General features: G+C 68.5%; 14 protein-coding genes and 1 pseudogene. 10 read left to right on the plus strand and 5 right to left on the minus strand.

Annotation, left to right across the window (positions count from 1 at the left end; all coding sequences use genetic code 11):
* Nucleotides 1-2 precede the first annotated feature (2 nt).
* From CSW63_RS02530 to CSW63_RS02545, 4 genes are all read right to left on the minus strand, one after another.
* Nucleotides 3-1,403, minus strand: coding sequence for a PepSY domain-containing protein (locus CSW63_RS02530; protein WP_062095085.1), 1,401 nt, complete (start codon nt 1,401-1,403; stop codon nt 3-5).
* Nucleotides 1,404-1,468: 65 nt separating this feature from the next.
* Nucleotides 1,469-3,538, minus strand: a complete 2,070-nt coding sequence (locus CSW63_RS02535; RefSeq protein WP_099502890.1) for a TonB-dependent receptor domain-containing protein — start codon at nt 3,536-3,538, stop codon at nt 1,469-1,471.
* A 98-nt stretch (nt 3,539-3,636) separates the two neighbouring features.
* Complete coding sequence (locus CSW63_RS02540; protein WP_062098019.1) at nt 3,637-4,056, minus strand: DUF2946 family protein; 420 nt, start codon at nt 4,054-4,056, stop codon at nt 3,637-3,639.
* Nucleotides 4,057-4,117: 61 nt separating this feature from the next.
* A complete protein-coding gene (locus CSW63_RS02545; RefSeq protein ID WP_062098022.1) occupies nt 4,118-4,570 on the minus strand; it encodes a MaoC family dehydratase in 453 nt (150 codons plus the stop codon).
* Between the two features lie 55 nt (nt 4,571-4,625).
* Between CSW63_RS02545 and CSW63_RS23630 the strand changes: the two are divergent.
* Nucleotides 4,626-4,747: pseudogene (locus tag CSW63_RS23630) on the plus strand (hypothetical protein); the annotation flags it as partial.
* Between the two features lie 39 nt (nt 4,748-4,786).
* Here CSW63_RS23630 and ybaL read toward each other — a convergent pair.
* A complete protein-coding gene (gene ybaL, locus CSW63_RS02550; RefSeq protein ID WP_062098024.1) occupies nt 4,787-6,463 on the minus strand; it encodes a YbaL family putative K(+) efflux transporter in 1,677 nt (558 codons plus the stop codon).
* Between the two features lie 71 nt (nt 6,464-6,534).
* Here ybaL and CSW63_RS02555 point away from each other — a divergent pair, with 71 nt between their 5' ends.
* The 9 genes from CSW63_RS02555 (at nt 6,535) to CSW63_RS02600 (ending at nt 17,219) form a co-directional block, all read left to right on the plus strand.
* Entirely contained in the window at nt 6,535-6,783 is a 249-nt protein-coding gene (locus tag CSW63_RS02555) for a helix-turn-helix domain-containing protein (RefSeq protein WP_062098038.1), read from the plus strand.
* Nucleotides 6,784-6,835: 52 nt separating this feature from the next.
* Nucleotides 6,836-8,635, plus strand: coding sequence for a cation:proton antiporter (locus CSW63_RS02560; protein ID WP_062098026.1), 1,800 nt, complete (start codon nt 6,836-6,838; stop codon nt 8,633-8,635).
* A gap of 43 nt (nt 8,636-8,678) precedes the next feature.
* Nucleotides 8,679-9,506 carry a class I SAM-dependent methyltransferase gene (locus tag CSW63_RS02565; RefSeq protein ID WP_062098028.1) on the plus strand — a complete coding sequence of 276 codons (828 nt, stop codon included), beginning with the start codon at nt 8,679-8,681 and terminating at the stop codon, nt 9,504-9,506.
* 111 nt (nt 9,507-9,617) lie between these two features.
* Entirely contained in the window at nt 9,618-10,259 is a 642-nt protein-coding gene (locus CSW63_RS02570; protein WP_062098030.1) for a TetR/AcrR family transcriptional regulator, read from the plus strand.
* Nucleotides 10,256-11,236 carry an HlyD family secretion protein gene (locus CSW63_RS02575; protein WP_062098032.1) on the plus strand — a complete coding sequence of 327 codons (981 nt, stop codon included), beginning with the start codon at nt 10,256-10,258 and terminating at the stop codon, nt 11,234-11,236. Before CSW63_RS02570 ends, CSW63_RS02575 begins: the two co-directional genes overlap by 4 nt.
* Entirely contained in the window at nt 11,233-12,153 is a 921-nt protein-coding gene (locus CSW63_RS02580; protein ID WP_062098034.1) for an ABC transporter ATP-binding protein, read from the plus strand. Before CSW63_RS02575 ends, CSW63_RS02580 begins: the two co-directional genes overlap by 4 nt.
* Nucleotides 12,150-13,304: an ABC transporter permease gene (locus CSW63_RS02585; protein ID WP_062098036.1), complete on the plus strand. Its 1,155-nt coding sequence runs from the start codon at nt 12,150-12,152 to the stop codon at nt 13,302-13,304. The genes CSW63_RS02580 and CSW63_RS02585 overlap by 4 nt, the downstream gene beginning before the upstream one ends.
* Before the next feature lie 336 nt (nt 13,305-13,640).
* Nucleotides 13,641-14,849 (plus strand): OmpA family protein, encoded by a 1,209-nt coding sequence (locus CSW63_RS02590; protein ID WP_099502888.1) that lies wholly within the window; start codon nt 13,641-13,643, stop codon nt 14,847-14,849.
* Nucleotides 14,850-15,335: 486 nt separating this feature from the next.
* Entirely contained in the window at nt 15,336-17,219 is a 1,884-nt protein-coding gene (locus tag CSW63_RS02600) for a ribonucleoside-diphosphate reductase subunit alpha (protein ID WP_062096127.1), read from the plus strand.
* The last annotated feature ends 41 nt before the right edge of the window (nt 17,220-17,260 follow it).

A 17,260-nucleotide genomic window follows, 5' to 3' on the forward strand; every position in this document is an offset into this window, starting at 1 on the left:
GTTCAGGCTCCGGTCTGGGCGCGCGGCGTGATCAGCCGGCGCAGGGTAAGGTCAAAGAGGAGCGCCGCAACCAGCGACGCCCCCACCAGGGGGTAAAGAAGGGCCAGCGGCAGGACGATCGCCAGCAGGCCGGCATAGGCGCCGCGGTGGGTCGGACGCGCGGGCGCGGCGAGACGACCCTTGGGGCGACGCTTCCACCACATGACGATCGCCGAGACGCCCATCAGCCAGATCGCGACGCAGCCGGCCAGCATGACCAGCTTGTTGACGAGGCCGAACTGCTGGCCCTGGTGGACGGCGATGCCCCACTCGATGGCCTGGGCCGCCGGCCCGAAGTCGCGATAGCCGATGTCGGCCAGCACATGGCCGTCGCCGCCGTCGAGATAGACCGTGCGGGTCTGTTCGACCTTGTCGGGCATGTAGGCGGCGGTCCAGGTCCCGGCCGGGGTCTTGGGCAGGGACAGGGTGAAGCCGTCCGTCAGGCCGCCGGCGCGGGCCCGGGCGACGATGGCGTTGGCGTCGAGCGGCGCGGGCGGCTCCATCATCATCATGTGATGGTCGTGATCGTTCATGCCGGCCATCTGGGCCTGGGCTTCCGAAGGCGGCGGAGCCTTGGCCTGTAGGGCCCAGGGCACGCCCGTCGCCTCCTCGACCGGGGCCGGCTTGCCGTGGTGCTGCTCGGCGACCGGCGGCTTGGGACGGCCCCAGCCGGCCTGCGTGGTGAGCTGGCGGACCTCCTTGCCCCAGAAGGCCGACCACGGCATGCCGGTGACGGCGAGGAACAGGATCACGCCGCTGGCGAACACGCCGGTCACCGCGTGCAGGTCGCGCCAGAACAGGCGCTTGGCGGGCCGGCTGCGAACCGTGACGACACCGCCCGCCTGGCCACGCGGCCACCACAGGAAGATCCCCGTGGCGACCAGCACGATGGTCCAGCCGGCCGCGACCTCGACCATTAGGTTCATCACCGGTCCGGCGATCTCCAGGCTGTGCAGGTGTTTGACCAGCCCCATGACGCCGCCGGGCTGGGTGGTTCCCAGCACGGCGCCGGTATGCGGATCGACATAGGCGGTCTGCTTCTCGCCGTTGGCCTCGACGGTGACCTGGACCGAGCGGTCGTAGCGGGCGGGCAGGACCACCTGCCTAGCCTCGCCACGGGTGGCCGCCTCGGCGGCGGCGATCCAGGTGGTGGGCTTGGTCTGCCCCGGTCCTTCGGCGACGACCACCAGCGGACGATGGACCAAGGCGGTCAGTTCGTCCTTGAACAGATAAAGCCCCCCGGTCAGGGCCATCAGCATCAGGATCGGCAGGACCAGCAGGCCTGCATAGAAGTGCCAGCGCCAGAAGGCGCGATAGACCTCGCCGGCCGGGGCGGTGGTCTCGGGATTATCGATCGCGGTCATCGCGATGCTCCGGGCTTGAGGCGGCGGCCCTTGCGAACCGCCGCCCCGTCGTGATCAAGGGAGGGCTAGAACGTGACCGTCACGCCGCCGAACACCGAGCGGCCGTCGCCGGGCCAAAGGGTCGCGGTCGAGGCGGTCCAGGCGATGGCGGCCTGGGTGTTCGAGACATAGGCCTTGTCGGTCAGGTTCCGCGCTTCGAGGAACAGCGAGACGGCGTCATTGACCTTCCAGCCCGCGTTCAGGTTCAGGATCGCGTAGCTCGGCGCCGTCTGGGTGTTCTTGTAGTCGATCCACTGGTCGGTGGCCGACCACTCCACCGACGGCGCCACGAACCAGCCGCGCGGATCATCATAGCGGACTTCAGCCCGGTAGAAGGTCTTGGGCACGATCGGCAGGCGGTTGTCGCCGTACTGGACGTCGTTCTTGAAGCGGAAGTCCGAATAGGTCCAGGTCTGGCGGATCCGCCACTGAGGCGCCACGGCCCAGTCCAGCGCCGCCTCGATCCCCTGGTGCAGGGTCTTGTCGGCGTTGAAGGTCGAGGCCGGGATCGACGGGTTCACCGTGTACTGCAGCATCTCGCCCTTCAGCTCGGCGCGATACAGGGTGACGTCATAGGTGAACGGCCCGCGGTGGCCGCGCGCCCCCACCTCGCCGGTCCAGGCTTTCTGAGGCGAGACTGGCGCGAAGCCGGTGTTGGCCGGCGACATCGAGCCGAAGTTCGGCGGCTCGACCGAGCGGGTCAGGTTGGCGAACACCTGGTCGCCCACCGCGTTCTGCCAGAGCAGGCCCACGCGCGGCGAGACCCAGTCATAGGTCTTGTTGGCCTTCAGGTTGAAGGTCGAGGCGACGCCGGGGATCGCGAAGCTGGTATAGTCGCGCTTGGCCTGGCCCCAGGTGGCGCCGGCCACGATCGCGACCTGATCGGTCACGAACACCCGACCCTCGCCGAACACATCGAACGCCTTGGCGTTCTGCAGCGTGCGCGAGGTCGGCGCGCCGCGCGCGCCTCGGACGTTGGCGTAGAAGTTGGAGTCCATGTCGCCGGTGCGGTACCAGGCGCCGAAGAAGGCGTCGGCGCGCTCGCCGCCGATCTCGCCGTCCCAGTCGAAGCGGCCAAAGGCGCCGTAGTTGCGGCTCTGCTGGTCGATGACCTGGAAGATCGGGTGATCCAGGTCCTTCCACACCGCATAGACCGCGCCTTCGAAGACGAGGTTGTCGTCCAGGCGCCAGTCGGCGCGCAGCGAACCGCGCACGCCCCGCTGGTTACGGCCGTTGTCGCCCGCCAGATTGCCGGCGGCCGACTGGCGCGGGTTGGCGTTGAACTGCGCCAGGGTCAGCGAACCGGGGATTTCCTGGTTGATGTTCGAGCCGTTGACGATCAGGCGAACCTCTCGGTCCTCGCCGAACGACCGGCCGATGTTCAGCGAGCCGAACTGAATGTTCTGCTGGCTTTGCGAGCGCCAGCCCTGGCTGGTCTGGTTGGTGCCGGCGACGAAGATGTCCCAATCGCCGATCTGGCGCGCCAGGGCGATGTGTTCGCGGGCGAGACCATAGGAGCCGCCGTCGAGGCGGATCTTGGTCTGGAAGCCGGCGTCCTTCCCGGTGGGGGTGACCATGTTGATCGCCCCGCCCAACAGAGCCCCGCCGAAGCGCAGGGCGTTGCCGCCGCGATAGACCTCGGCGTAGCGGGTGTTCAGCGGATCGGCGATCTGGGTGTCGCCATAGCCGTCCGCCTCGTTCAGCGGCACGCCGTCCTGGGCGATCAGGAGGCCCCGGTTGTGGTTGGCGTTGCCGATGCCCGAACCGCGGATCGAGACCCGGATGTCGCCGCCCCACTTGCGCTGGGCGTAGACGCCGGGGGCGTCGCGCAGCATGTCGTCCAAGGCCAGGGTCTGGCGGTTGATGTAGGATTCCTGGGAGATCACCGAGACGGCGCCCGGAGTTTCCGACAGGCGCTTACGGGCGTCGGCGACGACCGGCGGGTCTTCCGGGTTCGGACGGGCGGTGACGATGACCGACGAGACCTGATTGGCGTCTGCGGCCGGGGTGTCGACGTCGGCCGCGAAGGCGGCCGTTGCAACGGTTAGAGGCGCGATAACGAGGGCGGCCGTGGTGGCCAGCAAAAGAGACTTCATTGGAATACAGCGTCCTTCGGCCGCCAGGCGGCGGCCGTGAATGATCAGGAGCGCGCCGCAGACGGCGCACGTTCACGCTCGATCGCGGGGATCGAGGTTCAGATCAGGACGATGGGCGGACCGGTGGGCGGCGGCGGCGGCGCGGCGAGGCCGCGACCGGGCGCAAGCGCGCGGGTGGGCGGCAGAAGCGGCGCGGCGTAGGCGACGAGATCGACGGCGATCGCGGCGACCACGGACGGCGGCGGAGCGGCCGCGCCCTGGGCCGCGAACGGGCAGGGCGCGTCGTGGCCCGCCTTGTCGCTCTTGTCGCCGTGACGGGCGTCGAGCGCATCTCCCGGCTGGACGACCTTCGCGCCGTCGCCGGTGCAGAGCACCAGGGCGAATGGCAGGCCGTTGCGCGTCTCGGCGCTGGGCATGAAGCCCGCCGGGATCATGACCTTCAGCACGACCGCCAGCAGCGCGAGCGCCAGGAAGGCGTCGCGGGCCAGAAGTCTCGCGGTGGAGGTCAGGCGGGTCACGCGCGGCGCTTTAGCCTAACGCGGTCCGGTTGTCTCGGGTCTGCGCGCCCTTAAGATCGCGTCAGGCCTTGGCCGGGCGACGTCGGCGCGGCACGCGGACCGTGGCCTCGCCGTCCATCACCACCTCGCCGTCGACCAGGGCGGCGCAGCGCAGAACCACCCGCGCGCCCTCGGTGTCGATCGAAGCGACCGTGGCGCGGGCGGTGACGATGTCGCCGATCCGCACCGGCTTATGGAAAGCCAGGGTCTGGCCCAGATAGATCGCCCCGGCGCCCGGCAGGATCGTTCCGACTACGGCCGAACCGAACGAAGCCGACAGCAGGCCATGGGCGATGCGGCCGCGATAGGCGGTCTTGCCGGCGAAGGCCTCGTCCATGTGGACGGGATTGAAGTCGTCCGACGCCTCGGCGAAGCGCTGGATGCGCTCCTCGGTGACGGTGACGTGTTTCTCGGCGGTCATCCCGACGGAGAGCTCCTCCAGGATGTAACCGCCCGTGGGGTGCGGTCCGATCATGTCCGGCGGTTACCGGTCTCGCGGCGCGGTGGCTAGAGAAATGTGATGACGAGCGCGGGTGAGCGCCCCCTCCGTCTCGCTGCGCATGCGCAGCGATCCACCTCCCCCGCAAGCGGGGCAGGAGGGTTGAGCTTCCTCCTCACCCGCAAAGCGGGGGAGGTGGCGCGGCGCCAGTAGGCGATGCGACGGAGGGGGCGCTCACCCGCGCCTTAGGCCTCAATGCGCCGCCGCCGGCGGCTTCTTCCTCGGCGCGCGCGCCAGCATGCCCCGGGCGATCTCGTCCTCGCCGATCAGGGCGTGGGTGGCGCCCGCCGTCTTGAGCAGGGCGACGTCGGCGTCGGTATAGGCGCGGGCGATGATCTCGCAGCCGGGATTGGCGATGCGGGCCTGCTCGATGATCCGCGCGGCCTCGAAGGGGCTCGGCACGGCGACGAACAGGTGGGTGGCCTTGTCCAGGCCCGCCTTGAGCAGCACCTCGGGCTTGACCGCATTGCCGCCGACTGTCTCGAAGCCGGCCTTGCGCAGGTCCTCGGCGCGCTCGGCGTCGTCCTCGATCACGACCAGCGGCGCGCGGCCCTTCAGCCCCTCGGCCACGGCCTTGCCCACGCGGCCATAGCCGACCAGCAGGGCGTGCGGTTGCGTTGCGGCCACCAGCGGCGGCTCGCCTGCGGCCGCGCGCTCCTTGGCGATCATGCCGGGCAGGACCTTGTCCAGCATCGCAAACAGCAGCGGGTTGACCAGGATCGACAGGATGGCGCCGGCCAGGATCAGGTCGCGGCCCTCCGGCGGCAGCAGCTTCAGTGAGACGCCAAGACCGGCCAGGATGAACGAGAATTCGCCGATCTGGGCGAGGCTGACCGAGATGGTGAGGGCCGTGCTCATCGGGCGGCGGAAAGCCAGCACGATAATCAGGGCCGCAATCGACTTGCCCACCACGATGATCGCCAGGGCGGCCAGCACCGCGACGGGCTCGCGCAGCAGCACCATCGGGTCGAACAGCATGCCGATCGAGACGAAAAACAGCACGGCGAAGGCGTCGCGCAGCGGCAGGGTCTCGTTGGCGGCCTGCTGGGAGAGCTCGCTCTCGGCCATGATCATGCCGGCGAAGAAGGCTCCCAGGGCGAACGAAACGCCAAACAGCGCCGCCGAGCCGAACGCGACTCCGAGCGCGATGGCCAGCACGCCGAGGCGAAACAGCTCACGCGAACCGGTGTGGGCCACGCGGTGCAGGATCCAGGGAATGACGCGCCGGCCGACGATCAGCATCAGGGCCACGAAGGCGACGACCTTGCCGATCGTCAGGGCGAAGGCGCCCAGCACGCCGCCGGCGGCCGCGCCGCCCTTGGCGTGCTCCATCGGCGCCTCGCCGCCCAGCACGCCCGACAGCGCCGGCAGCAGCACCAACGCCAGCACCATGGCCAGGTCCTCGACGATCAGCCAGCCGACGGCGATCTTGCCGCGTCCGGTCTCGACGAGGCGCCGCTCCTGCAAGGCGCGCAGCAGCACCACCGTCGAGGCCACCGACAGCGCCAGGCCAAACACCAGGCCCGCGCCGACGCTCCAGCCCAGCGCGACCGCCAGGCCCAGGCCCATCGCCGTCGCCGCCGCGATCTGCGCCACGGCGCCGGGAATGGCGATGGTCTTCACCGCCAGGAGGTCCTTCAGCGAAAAGTGCAGGCCGACGCCGAACATCAGCAGGATGACGCCGATCTCGGCCAGCTGCGGGGCCAGCTCCTGATCGGCCACATAGCCCGGCGTAAACGGCCCCACCAGCACGCCGGCCAGCAGATAACCGACCAGCACCGGCAGCTTCAGCCGGTTGGCGAGGGCGCCGAAGATGAAGGCCAGGCCCAGGCCCGCGACGATGGTGGCGATCAGCGAGGTATGGTGCAAAGGCTCTCCTTGACGGTCATCTCTTTCGGGCGTACTCAACCAATATGGGCGACGGAGCCCGGGTGTGCCAGATGCCTCACGCAAAAATTCTCCTGCCCGCCCAATGTCGGGCCGCTCGCGGACTGATCAACTGGTCTCAGGGCGAGCTTGCGGATCGGGCGGGGGTGTCGCGCAGCACGGTCAAGGACTTCGAAACCGAGCGCCACGCCTTGCACCACAGCACCGAACGGCTGCTCATCGAGGCGATCGAGGCGGCGGGCGTGTCGTTGATCGCGGGTGATGAGGCGGGACCTGGCGTCCGGTTCAAGAGACCAGTCTAGCGTAAGAGTCGGACTTTCGTTCCGGCGCAGTCGTGGCAAAAGAGGAGGGCGCGTGGCGCACGAGGTTTCCCCAGAGAGCTACAAGGACCTGGTCCTGTTCCTGGCGACCGCCGGCATCGTCGCGCCGATCTTCAAGCGCCTGAAGATCAATCCGATCCTGGGCTATCTGCTGGCCGGGGTGATCCTGGGGCCCTTTGGTCTGGGCCGGTTCATCCACCTCGCGCCGTGGCTCGACTATGTCACCGTCGACAATCCCGACGAAATCGCCCAGCTGGCCGAGTTCGGCGTCGTCTTCCTGCTGTTCATGATCGGCCTGGAGCTGTCGTGGGAGCGCCTGCGGCTGATGCGCCGGTGGGTGTTTGGCCTCGGCGCGGTGCAGGTGATCGGCTGCTCACTGGCTCTGGGCGCGGGCGGGATGCTGCTGGGCCTCGAGCCCGTGGCGGCCCTGACCATCGGCGCGGCCCTGACCCTGTCATCGACCGCCATCGCCGTGCCCGTGCTGGCCGAGCGCCGCCGCCTGCACTCCGAGGCCGGCCGGGCGACCTTCTCGGTGCTTCTCTTTCAGGATTTGGCCGTCGCGCCGATCCTGATCACCCTGGCCATTCTTGGGCGCGGCAACGGAACCTTCCATCTTCAGGACCTGCTGGCCCTGGCCCCGGCCGCCGTCGGCCTGGCGGCGATCGTTCTCGTCGGGCGGCTGGCCCTACGCCCGATGCTGAAATCGGTCGCCAAGGCCAAGAGCGAAGAGATGTTCATGGCCGCCTGTCTGCTGGTGATCATCGGCGCGGGCCTTGTGGCGGCGCTTTCGGGACTGTCGATGGCGCTGGGCGCCTTCGTGGCCGGCGTGCTGCTGGCCGAGACCGAGTATCGCCACGAGGTCGAGGTCAAGATCGAGCCGTTCAAGGGCCTGTTGCTCTCCCTCTTCTTCGTGTCGCTAGGCATTCGGCTGGACCTGTCGCTGCTGGCGGCGCAACCGGCCACGATCCTGGCGACGGCCCTGGGGCTCCTGGTGCTGAAGACCGCCGTGGTGTTCGGCAGCGGGCTGCTGATGGGGCTGAACCGCCGCGCCGCCATCGAGGCCGCGCTGATCCTGGCGGCCGGCGGCGAGTTCGCCTTCGTTCTCTTGGACAACGCCATGAGCGCCCAGGTCGTGGCGCCGGCCATCGGTCAGGCGGTTTTGGTCTCGGCGACCTTGACCATGTTCCTGATCCCGGGGCTGGCGGCGCTGGGCGGCTATCTCGGCCGCAAGAACGCGCCTCTGCCCGTCAGCGAGGCCCCACCCTCCACCGCCAACGAGCCCGACCGCGTCGGGCCCGAACCGGCCGGCCAGGTGCTGGTCATCGGCTATGGCCGCGTAGGCAAGCTGGTGGGCGAAATGCTGGGTCGTCACGACCTGGTCTGGATCGCCGTCGAGCGCGACGCGCGCCTGGTGGAGCAGGGTCGCCGCGAGGGCGCGCGCATCTATTACGGCGACGCCTCGCGTCTTGAGCTTCTGGAGCGGTGCGGCCTGGCCACGGCCCGGGCGGTGGTGGTGACCATGGACGCCTTCGAGGTGGCCGAGGCGGTGGTCGCCGCCGCGCGCGGGGCGCGCCCGGACGTGCCGATCGTGGTCCGCGCCCGCGACGCCCGCCACGCGGCGCGCCTCTATGAGCTGGGCGCCACCGACGCGGTGCCGGAGACCATCGAGGCGTCGCTCCAGCTGTCCGAAGCGGTGCTGGTCGACATCGGGGTGCCGATGGGGCTGGTCATCGCCTCGATCCACGAGCGCCGCGACGAGTATCGCAAGAAGCTGAACCGTCCCGACGCCTTGGGCGGTCGCCGTCGCCGTCTGCGGGACGCCAGCTTGCGCTGACGCGTCGAGCACGTACCTATCGCCCGTGAACGGGAGATGGCGGATGAGCGGCGTAACGACGGATATGGCGGCCTATTGGGACCGCGCCGGACGGGTTTGGGTCGAGCAGCAGGCGCTGCTGGACCGGCTTTATCAACCGGTCGCCAAGGCTGTCGTGGATCGCGCCGACCTTCGCGCCGGCGAGACGGTGCTGGATGTCGGCTGCGGCGCCGGCGCGACCACTTTCGAGGCCGCCTGGCGCGTGGGCCCGCAAGGCCGGGCCGTCGGGGCTGACATCTCGGGCGCGTTGCTGGAACTGGCGCGACGTCGTGCGGGCGAACAGGCCCTGGAGGGGGTCGATTTCGTTCACGCCGACGCCCAGACCCATGCTTTCGGCCAGGGTTTCGACGCGATCGTCTCGCGCTTTGGCGTGATGTTCTTTCCCGACCCCGTCGCCGCCTTCGCCAATCTGCGCCGCGCGCTCAGGCCCGACGGACGGCTGGCCTTCGCCTGCTGGCGCGGTCCGGAGGACAATGCGATCGCCCAGGTCCCGCTGGAGGCCGCCGCCCTGTTCCTGCCCGAGGCGCCGAAGTTCGAGCGCAACGCGCCCGGCCGCTTCGGGTTCGCCGATCCTGAGCGGGTGCGATCCATCCTGGCCGAAGCAGGATGGCGCGACATCGCCATCGAGCCTCTAGACGACCCGACGCCGGTCACCTTCGACGAGTTGATGACCATGAGCCTTCGCGTCGGGCCGCTAAACCCGATCCTGTCTCAAGCCGACGACGCCCTGAGGGCGCGCATCCACGACGCGGTGGCCGCCGCGCTGGCCCCCTATGTGGAAGACGGTTTGGCGCGGATGAACTCGGCCTGCTGGCTGGTGACCGCACGTTGAGCGTCAAGGGCGTCGTTTGACCTGCGCCGGTGGGCCAGCCCCTGAGGCCTGAAAATTGGACTCTCGCTCAAGCTCTTATATAACTTCTCGGTCATTTACCGGGGGGCGAGGATGCAGGCGGGGTCTCCAAGGTGGCGGCGGCGAAGTCAGGCGCGGCCCGGCGAGATCGTTCAGGCGGCCCTGGACGTGTTCGCTGAGAAGGGCTTCGCCGCTGCGAAGCTGGATGAGATCGCCAGCAAGGCGGGCGTCTCGAAGGGCGCGCTCTATCTCTATTTCGAGACCAAGGAGGACATCTTCCGCGCGGTCGTGCGCGAGGCGGTGGTTCCCAATATCGACATGGTCGAGGCTATGCTCGCCCAGGCGACCATTCCCTTTCCCGACCTGCTGCGGCTGGCCTTGGCGCGGATCGAGGCGGTGGTCGAGACCTCCCGCCTCGGCGCGGTGGCCAAGCTGGTCATCGGGGAGTCGCGGAACTTTCCGGAACTGGCCCGGGTCTGGCACGACGAGGTGGTCAGTCGGATGCTGGCGGCGATGTCCGGCGCGCTGGAACGGGCGCAGATGCGCGGCGAGGTTCGCCTGGGCGACCCTCGCCTGCAGGCGTTCAGCATCGTGGGGCCTATCCTGCTGGGCGTGATCTGGCAGGAAACCTTCACGCCCGTCGGGGCCCCGCCGGCTCCGCTTCAGAGTCTGATCCGCCAGCATGGCGAGACCATGATCGCCGGCCTCGCGCCCCGCGCCGGAGTCTCGTCATGAAGCCCTCCGTGGTGGTCGCCGGCGTTGTGGCGGTTGGTGTGGTTGGCGTTCTCGGATGGCGCCTGCTGGGCCCGGACAGTCATCGGCCGCCGCGTCTCTCCGGTTATGTCGAAGGCGAGACGCTCTATGTCGGCGCCGCCAATGCGGGTCTGGTCAGCGCGGTGGCGGTGCAACGGGGTGATCGGGTCGAGCCGGGCCAGCCTCTGTTCGCGCTGGACGCGGTCCAGCTGACCGCCGCGCGCGACCAGGCCGCCGCCCAGGCGGCCATCGCCAGGGCCCAGCTACGCGACGCGCGCAAGGGTCAGCGGCCCCAGGAGCTGGCCGTCTATGACGCCGAGCGCGCGGCCGCCGAGGCGCGTGTCGCGGAGGCCCAGGCCGAGTATCGACGGGTAGAGCCGCTGGTGGCCAAGGGCGTCTACGCCCGGGCGAGGCTGGACCAGGCCAGGGCCGCTCTCGACACGGCGCGCGCCAGCGCCGTCGCCGTGGGCCGTCGCAAGGATGTCGGGATCCTCGGCGCGCGTCCGGACGCCCTCGCGGCGGCCGAGGCGGCGGTGGCCGTCGCCGAGCAGAGCCTTGCCGCCGCCCAGAGCCGCCTGGACCAGATCAGCCCGCGTGCGCCCGCCGCCGCGCGCGTCCAGGACGTCTTCTACCAGCCTGGCGAATGGGTCGCCGCCAATCAGCCGGTCGTCGCCCTTTTGGCCGATGACCGCGTAAGGCTGCGCTTCTTTGTTCCGGAGGCCGAGATCAACCGCTACCCGGTCGGGACGACCGTCCGCTTCACCTGCGACGGCTGCCGCGCGCCGCGCGCCGCGCGGATCAACTATGTCTCCCCCCGCGCGGAATTCACCCCGCCGGTGATCTACAGCCGCGAGGCGCGTCAGCGGCTGGTGTTCCTGGTCGAGGCCCGGCCCGAGGCGGGGCCGCCCCTGGCCCCCGGGCAGCCCGTCGACATTATCACGCGCGAGGCGGGGCGATGATTGATCTCGCCGTCGACGTCTCGGGCCTGAACAAGAGTTTCGGGCCCCGTCACGTGGTGCGGGATGTCGCGATCCAGGTCGGGCGGGGGCGTATCACCGGCTTTCTCGGGCCCAACGGCTCGGGCAAGACCACCACCTTGCGCATGCTCTGCGGGCTGCTGACGCCCGATAGCGGCGCGGGGACGGTTCTGGGCCTGGATTTCCGAAGAGACGCCGAAGCGGTCAAGCGACAGACCGGCTACATGACGCAGAAGTTCTCGCTCTACGAGGACCTGTCGATCGAGGAAAACCTCGATTTCGTCGCCCGCGTCCATGAGCTGGACCGTCGGCGCGAGCGGGTGCGCGACAGTCTCGAGCGCCTCGGCCTGACCGCGCGGCGCAAGCAATTGGCCGGAAGCCTGTCCGGTGGCTGGAAACAGCGCCTGGCGCTGGCGGCCAGCATCCTGCACGCGCCGCGCCTGCTGCTGCTCGACGAGCCGACCGCGGGCGTCGACCCCAAGGCCCGGCGGGCGTTCTGGGACGAGATCCACGCCCTGTCGGCGGAGGGTCTGACCGTGATGGTCTCGACCCATTACATGGACGAAGCCGAGCGCTGCCACGACATCGCCTATATCGCCTACGGGACGCTGATGGCGCGGGGAACGGCCGATGAGGTCATCGCCGCGTCGGGTCTCGTCACCTTCCGGGCCGAGGGCGCGGGGGCCGACCGGCTAGCCAGGGACCTCGCCTCGGCGTCCGACGGGATCATGGCCGCGCCGTTCGGCTCGGCCCTGCATGTCAGCGGAACCGACCGGGCGGCGCTGGAGGCGGCGATCGCGCCCTACCGACGAGCCCCCTTCGTCTGGACCGAGGTGCGGCCCACCCTGGAGGACGTGTTCATCCGTCTGATGGGCCAAGCCTCGGACAACGTTCAATGACCCACGCGGCGCCTCGGCTGTCGGTCGCGCGCATCCTGGCGGTGCTGATCAAGGAGTTCATCCAGCTCACTCGCGACCGTCTGACCTACGCCATGATCCTGGTGCTGCCGATCGTGCAGCTGATGCTGTTCGGCTACGCGATCAACAACGATCCGCGACACCTGCCCACGGCGATCCTGGTGCAGGACCAGGGGCCGATGGCGCGGTCGACCGTCTCGGCCCTGGTCAACAGCGGCTATTTCGAGATCGTTCGCACGGCCGCCTCGCCGGCCGAGCTGGACGAGGCCCTGGCGCGGGGCGAGGTCCAGTTCGCGCTCACCATCCCCGCCGACTTCACGCGCAAGGTGGTGCGGGGGGAGGGGGCGAAGGTTCTGGTCGAGGCCGACGCCTCCGATCCGGCCGCCACCGGCGGGGCGATCGCGGCGCTGGGCAGTCTGCCGCGCACCGCCCTGACCCACGATCTCGTCGGCGCGGCGGCGCAAGGCCGGCAGGCGGGGGCGAGCGCCGATCCGTTCGAGGTCGTGATCCACCGCCGCTACAATCCCGAGGCCATAACCGCCTACAATATCGTACCGGGTCTTCTGGGTGTGATCCTGTCCATGACCTTGGTGATGATGACCTCGCTGGGCGTCACGCGGGAGTATGAGCGCGGGACCATGGAAACCCTGCTGGCCACGCCGGCCCGACCGATCGAGGTGATGATCGGGAAGCTCGCGCCCTATGTCGTGGTCGGGCTGGCGCAGACGGCCATCATTCTGGTTCTGGCCAAGGTCCTGTTCGCCGTGCCCATGGCCGGCGGCTGGGGCGCCCTGACCCTGGGCGTGCTGCTCTTCATCATCGGGTCGCTGGCCCTGGGGTTTCTGATCTCCACGCTCGCCCGCACCCAGCTCCAGGCGATGCAGATGTCGTTCTTCTACATCATGCCGTCGATCCTGCTGTCGGGCTTCATGTTCCCTTTCCGGGGAATGCCGACATGGGCGCAGGCGCTGGGCGGCCTGATCCCGGTGACCCACTTCCTTCGGGTCGTGCGCGGCGCGTTGCTCAAGGGGCTCGACATCGCGCAGCTCTGGCCAAGTCTTGCGGCCCTGGCGCTCTTTGTTATCGCTATCTCCGCCCTGGCGATGGCGCGCTACAGGACCACCCTCGATTAGGTCGGTCCACAGGCCGGTGTCACATAAGTGAAGCGATCATGCGGAATTTGCGCAAGGTTTCGCGAATGCTTGGGTGTTTCCTGGGTTCTAGGCCTTGCGCGCGACCGTTTCACGTGCGAACCCAGCGGAGCTGACGCTTATGTTCCGTGGAAGTCGGTGGGCACGCTCGGAAGACGATTCTGAGGGGCGGTCTTGTTTAGCTTTCCTGCGGCGTTGCGCAGGGGCGAAACCTGACGAGTGTGTCTTTGCTGACACTTTCCCGTGGCGTTCGCCTTGGTATAACGATGCTCGGTCGGTCTCCCCGGCCTGGGCAGGGCAATAGAGGGCTCTTCAACAATGAAACTCAACCTCCTGGCGGGAGCTGCTCTGGCCGCGGTGTTCGCCGCGTCGGGCGTTTCGGCCCAAGAGACCGGCTGGTACGGCGCGGTCGACCTCGGCCAACACTGGCCGCAAGCGCTGACGGCCGAGTCTGACGCGTTCGCGCCGGACGGCGCTTCGTATCACTGGACCTGGAAGACCGAGAAGGATTGGACCGGTTTCGTCCGTCTGGGCTACCAGTTCAACCCGAACTGGCGTGTTGAAGTCGAAGGCGGCTATCGCCCCGGCGACTTGGTCGGCGTTCGCGGCAACGCCGTTCGCCAGCAACCCCAAGGTCTTTGCACCCCGGGTATCACCCGCACCTCCACCGCGCCGAAGTGCGGCTCGCCGGACGGTTCGATCGACTCCTGGACCCTCATGGCGAACGTCCTTTATGACTTCGCTCCGAACTCCTGGCTGAACCCCTTCATCGGCGCGGGCGTTGGCCTGAACCGTCTGGACGTCAAGACCCTGGGTCAGTTCAGCGGCGTGCAGGCTCCGATCACGACCCTCAACCCGGCTGTGCAGAACCTGACCGTCGATGACGACGATCTGGCCGTTGCCTGGCAGGCCATCGCCGGCGCCTCGATCAAGGCCACCGACAAGCTGAAGATCGACGTCACCTATCGCTACCTGACGGGCGCTGACCACAAGTGGCAGTCGCTGGGTTCGGGCGCGCTGCAGCCTGGCGCTTTCGAAGGCCAGTACCGGGACCAGTCGCTGACCGTGGGTCTGCGCTACTCGTTCGCGTCGCCGCCCCCGCCGCCCCCGCCCCCGCCGCCCCCGCCGCCCCCGCCGCCCCCGCCTCCTCCGCCTCCGCCGCCGCCGCCGCCTCCGCCGCCGCCGCAGTATGAGGCCCGCGAGTTCATCGTGTACTTCCCGTTCGACCAATCGGTCCTGACGCCGGAAGCGCAATCGGTGGTCATGGAAGCGGCCAAGTACTCGAACGACGGTAAGGCGACGAAGATCATCGTCGTCGGCCACACCGACACCTCGGGTTCGCCGAAGTACAACGCCAAGCTCTCGGAACGTCGCGCTCGCGCCGTCGCCGACGCTCTGGTCTCGCAAGGCGTTCCGCAGAACGTCCTGGGCGTGGACTGGAAGGGTGAAAGCGCTCCGGCCGTCGCCACCGGCGATGGCGTGAAGGAACCGCTGAACCGCCGTTCGACGATCTCGATCAACTTCTAAGATCGAATCGACTGCATATAGGGGAGGGCCCGGCGGCGACGCCGGGCCCTTTCTCTTTGCGCGTGTGTTTCAAGAGGTGGGGGCGCTCTGCAGAGGGCTCGGCGTCCTGCCTCTCGCGCGGAAACCGGGCGTTTCCGGGCGCTTGCGCGGCCGAACGCGCCGCCGACCCGAACACGCATTGTGCCGGCCCCGCCACCCAGCCTTGTGCTCGACCTGTGGGTGAACGGTGTTGTCCGGGGACGGACGCCCCTGGCTGTCTTGCGGCCGTCTGTCGCGGGTGAAAAAAGTTCGTGGAGGCAACCCCTTGTCCCGCCTATGCAAGTTGTCGGCGTTCACAGGTTGTTAACGAAAAACTCGGTCCAGGGGCGTTGACGAGTCATTCACCAGTGTGGCCCCATATTTGGGTTGAGGGGGCTCCTCAGCCACAAGATATAGCGGCTGGCGAGGATATTTCCTTCTCCGGAACACGCTGATTGAGCATGGATTTTGGTCATGAACGGCAGTGAAGCGGTGAAGTCGAGCGTCCGAAAAGAGGCCCGTCTGGCGGCGATCAAGCCCGCCAAGCGCCCTCAGCTGGCGCTGGTGCGCAAGGTCGAGGTCGACCGTTCGCGCGACGCCCTGTTGACCGACTTCGGCAAGACCACCCTGGAAGACCGCTACCTGCTGCCGGGCGAGAGCTACCAGGACATGTTCGCCCGTGTGTCGACGGCGTTCGCCGACGACGCCGACCACGCCCAGCGCGTCTACGACTATATGAGCCGCCTGTGGTTCATGCCGGCCACCCCCGTGCTCTCGAACGGCGGCGCGGATCGCGGCCTGCCGATCAGCTGTTTCCTGAACGCGGTCAACGACAGCTTGGACGGCATCCTCAGCGTCTGGAACGAGAACGTCTGGCTGGCGGCCAATGGCGGCGGCATCGGCACCTACTGGGGCGGCGTCCGCTCGATCGGCGAGAAGGTGAAGGGCCAGGGCCAGACCTCGGGCATCATCCCCTTCATCCGCGTGATGGACTCGCTGACCCTCGCGATCTCGCAGGGTTCGCTGCGCCGCGGCTCGGCCGCCGTCTATCTCGACATCCACCACCCGGAAATCGAGGAGTTCCTCGAGATCCGCAAGCCGTCGGGCGACTTCAACCGCAAGTCCCTCAACCTGCACCACGGCATCAACATCACCGACGAGTTCATGTTCGCGGTGCGCGACGGCAAGAAGTTCGGCCTGCGGTCGCCCAAGACGAACGAAGTCCTGCGCGAGGTCGACGCCCGCGCCCTGTGGCAGAAGGTCCTGGAGCTGCGCCTGCAGACCGGCGAGCCCTACCTGATCTTCTCCGACAGCGTGAACAACGCGATGCCCTCGTTCCAGCGCGAGCTGGGCCTGAAGGTCCGCCAATCCAACCTGTGCAGCGAGATCATGCTGCACACCGGTACTGACCATCTGGGCAACGAGCGCACCGCCGTCTGCTGCCTGTCGTCGGTCAACGCCGAGACGTTCCTGGAGTGGCGCGACCATCCGACGTTCATCGAGGACGTCATGCGCTTCCTCGACAACGTGCTGCAGGACTTCATCGACCGCGCGCCCGACGCCGCCGCCACCGCCGCCTACGCCGCCATGCGCGAACGCTCGGTGGGCCTGGGGCTGATGGGATTCCACAGCTTCCTGCAGAGCCAGAATGTGCCGTTCGAGAGCGCCCTGGCCAAGAGCTGGAACATGCGGATGTTCAAGCACCTGCGCCGTGAGGCCGACAAGGCCTCGATCAAGCTGGGCGAGGAAAAGGGCCCTTGCCCGGACGCCGCCGATCGTGGCTCCAAGGAGCGCTTCTCGCACAAGCTGGCCATCGCCCCGACCGCCTCGATCTCGATCATCTGCGGCGGCACGTCGGCGGGTATCGAGCCGATCCCAGCCAACATCTACACGCACAAGACCCTGTCGGGGTCGTTCGCGGTCAAAAACCCCTACCTGGAGAAGCTGCTCGAGGAGAAGGGCCACAACACCGACGCGGTGTGGGGCTCGATCCTGGAGAACGAGGGCTCGGTGCAGCACCTCGACTTCCTGAGCCAGGACGAGAAGGACATCTACAAGACCGCTTTCGAGCTGGACCAGCGCTGGGTGATCGAACTGGCCGCCGACCGCACGCCGGAAATCTGCCAAAGCCAGTCGGTCAACGTCTTCCTGCCGGGCGACGTCGATAAGTGGGACCTGCACATGCTGCACTGGATGGCCTGGGAGCGCGGCGTGAAGAGCCTGTACTACCTGCGCTCCAAGTCCGTGCAGCGCGCCGCCTATGCCGGCGCCGAGGACAAGGCCGACGCTGCGACCGGCGGCTTCGACGTCCCGGAAAAAACTGATTACGACGAGTGCTTGGCCTGCCAGTAACGGTGGCCATGAGGTTCTGATGAGGGCGGCGCGAGCGATCG

It is taken from the genome of Caulobacter sp. FWC26, from assembly GCF_002742645.2.
Classification (GTDB): domain Bacteria; phylum Pseudomonadota; class Alphaproteobacteria; order Caulobacterales; family Caulobacteraceae; genus Caulobacter.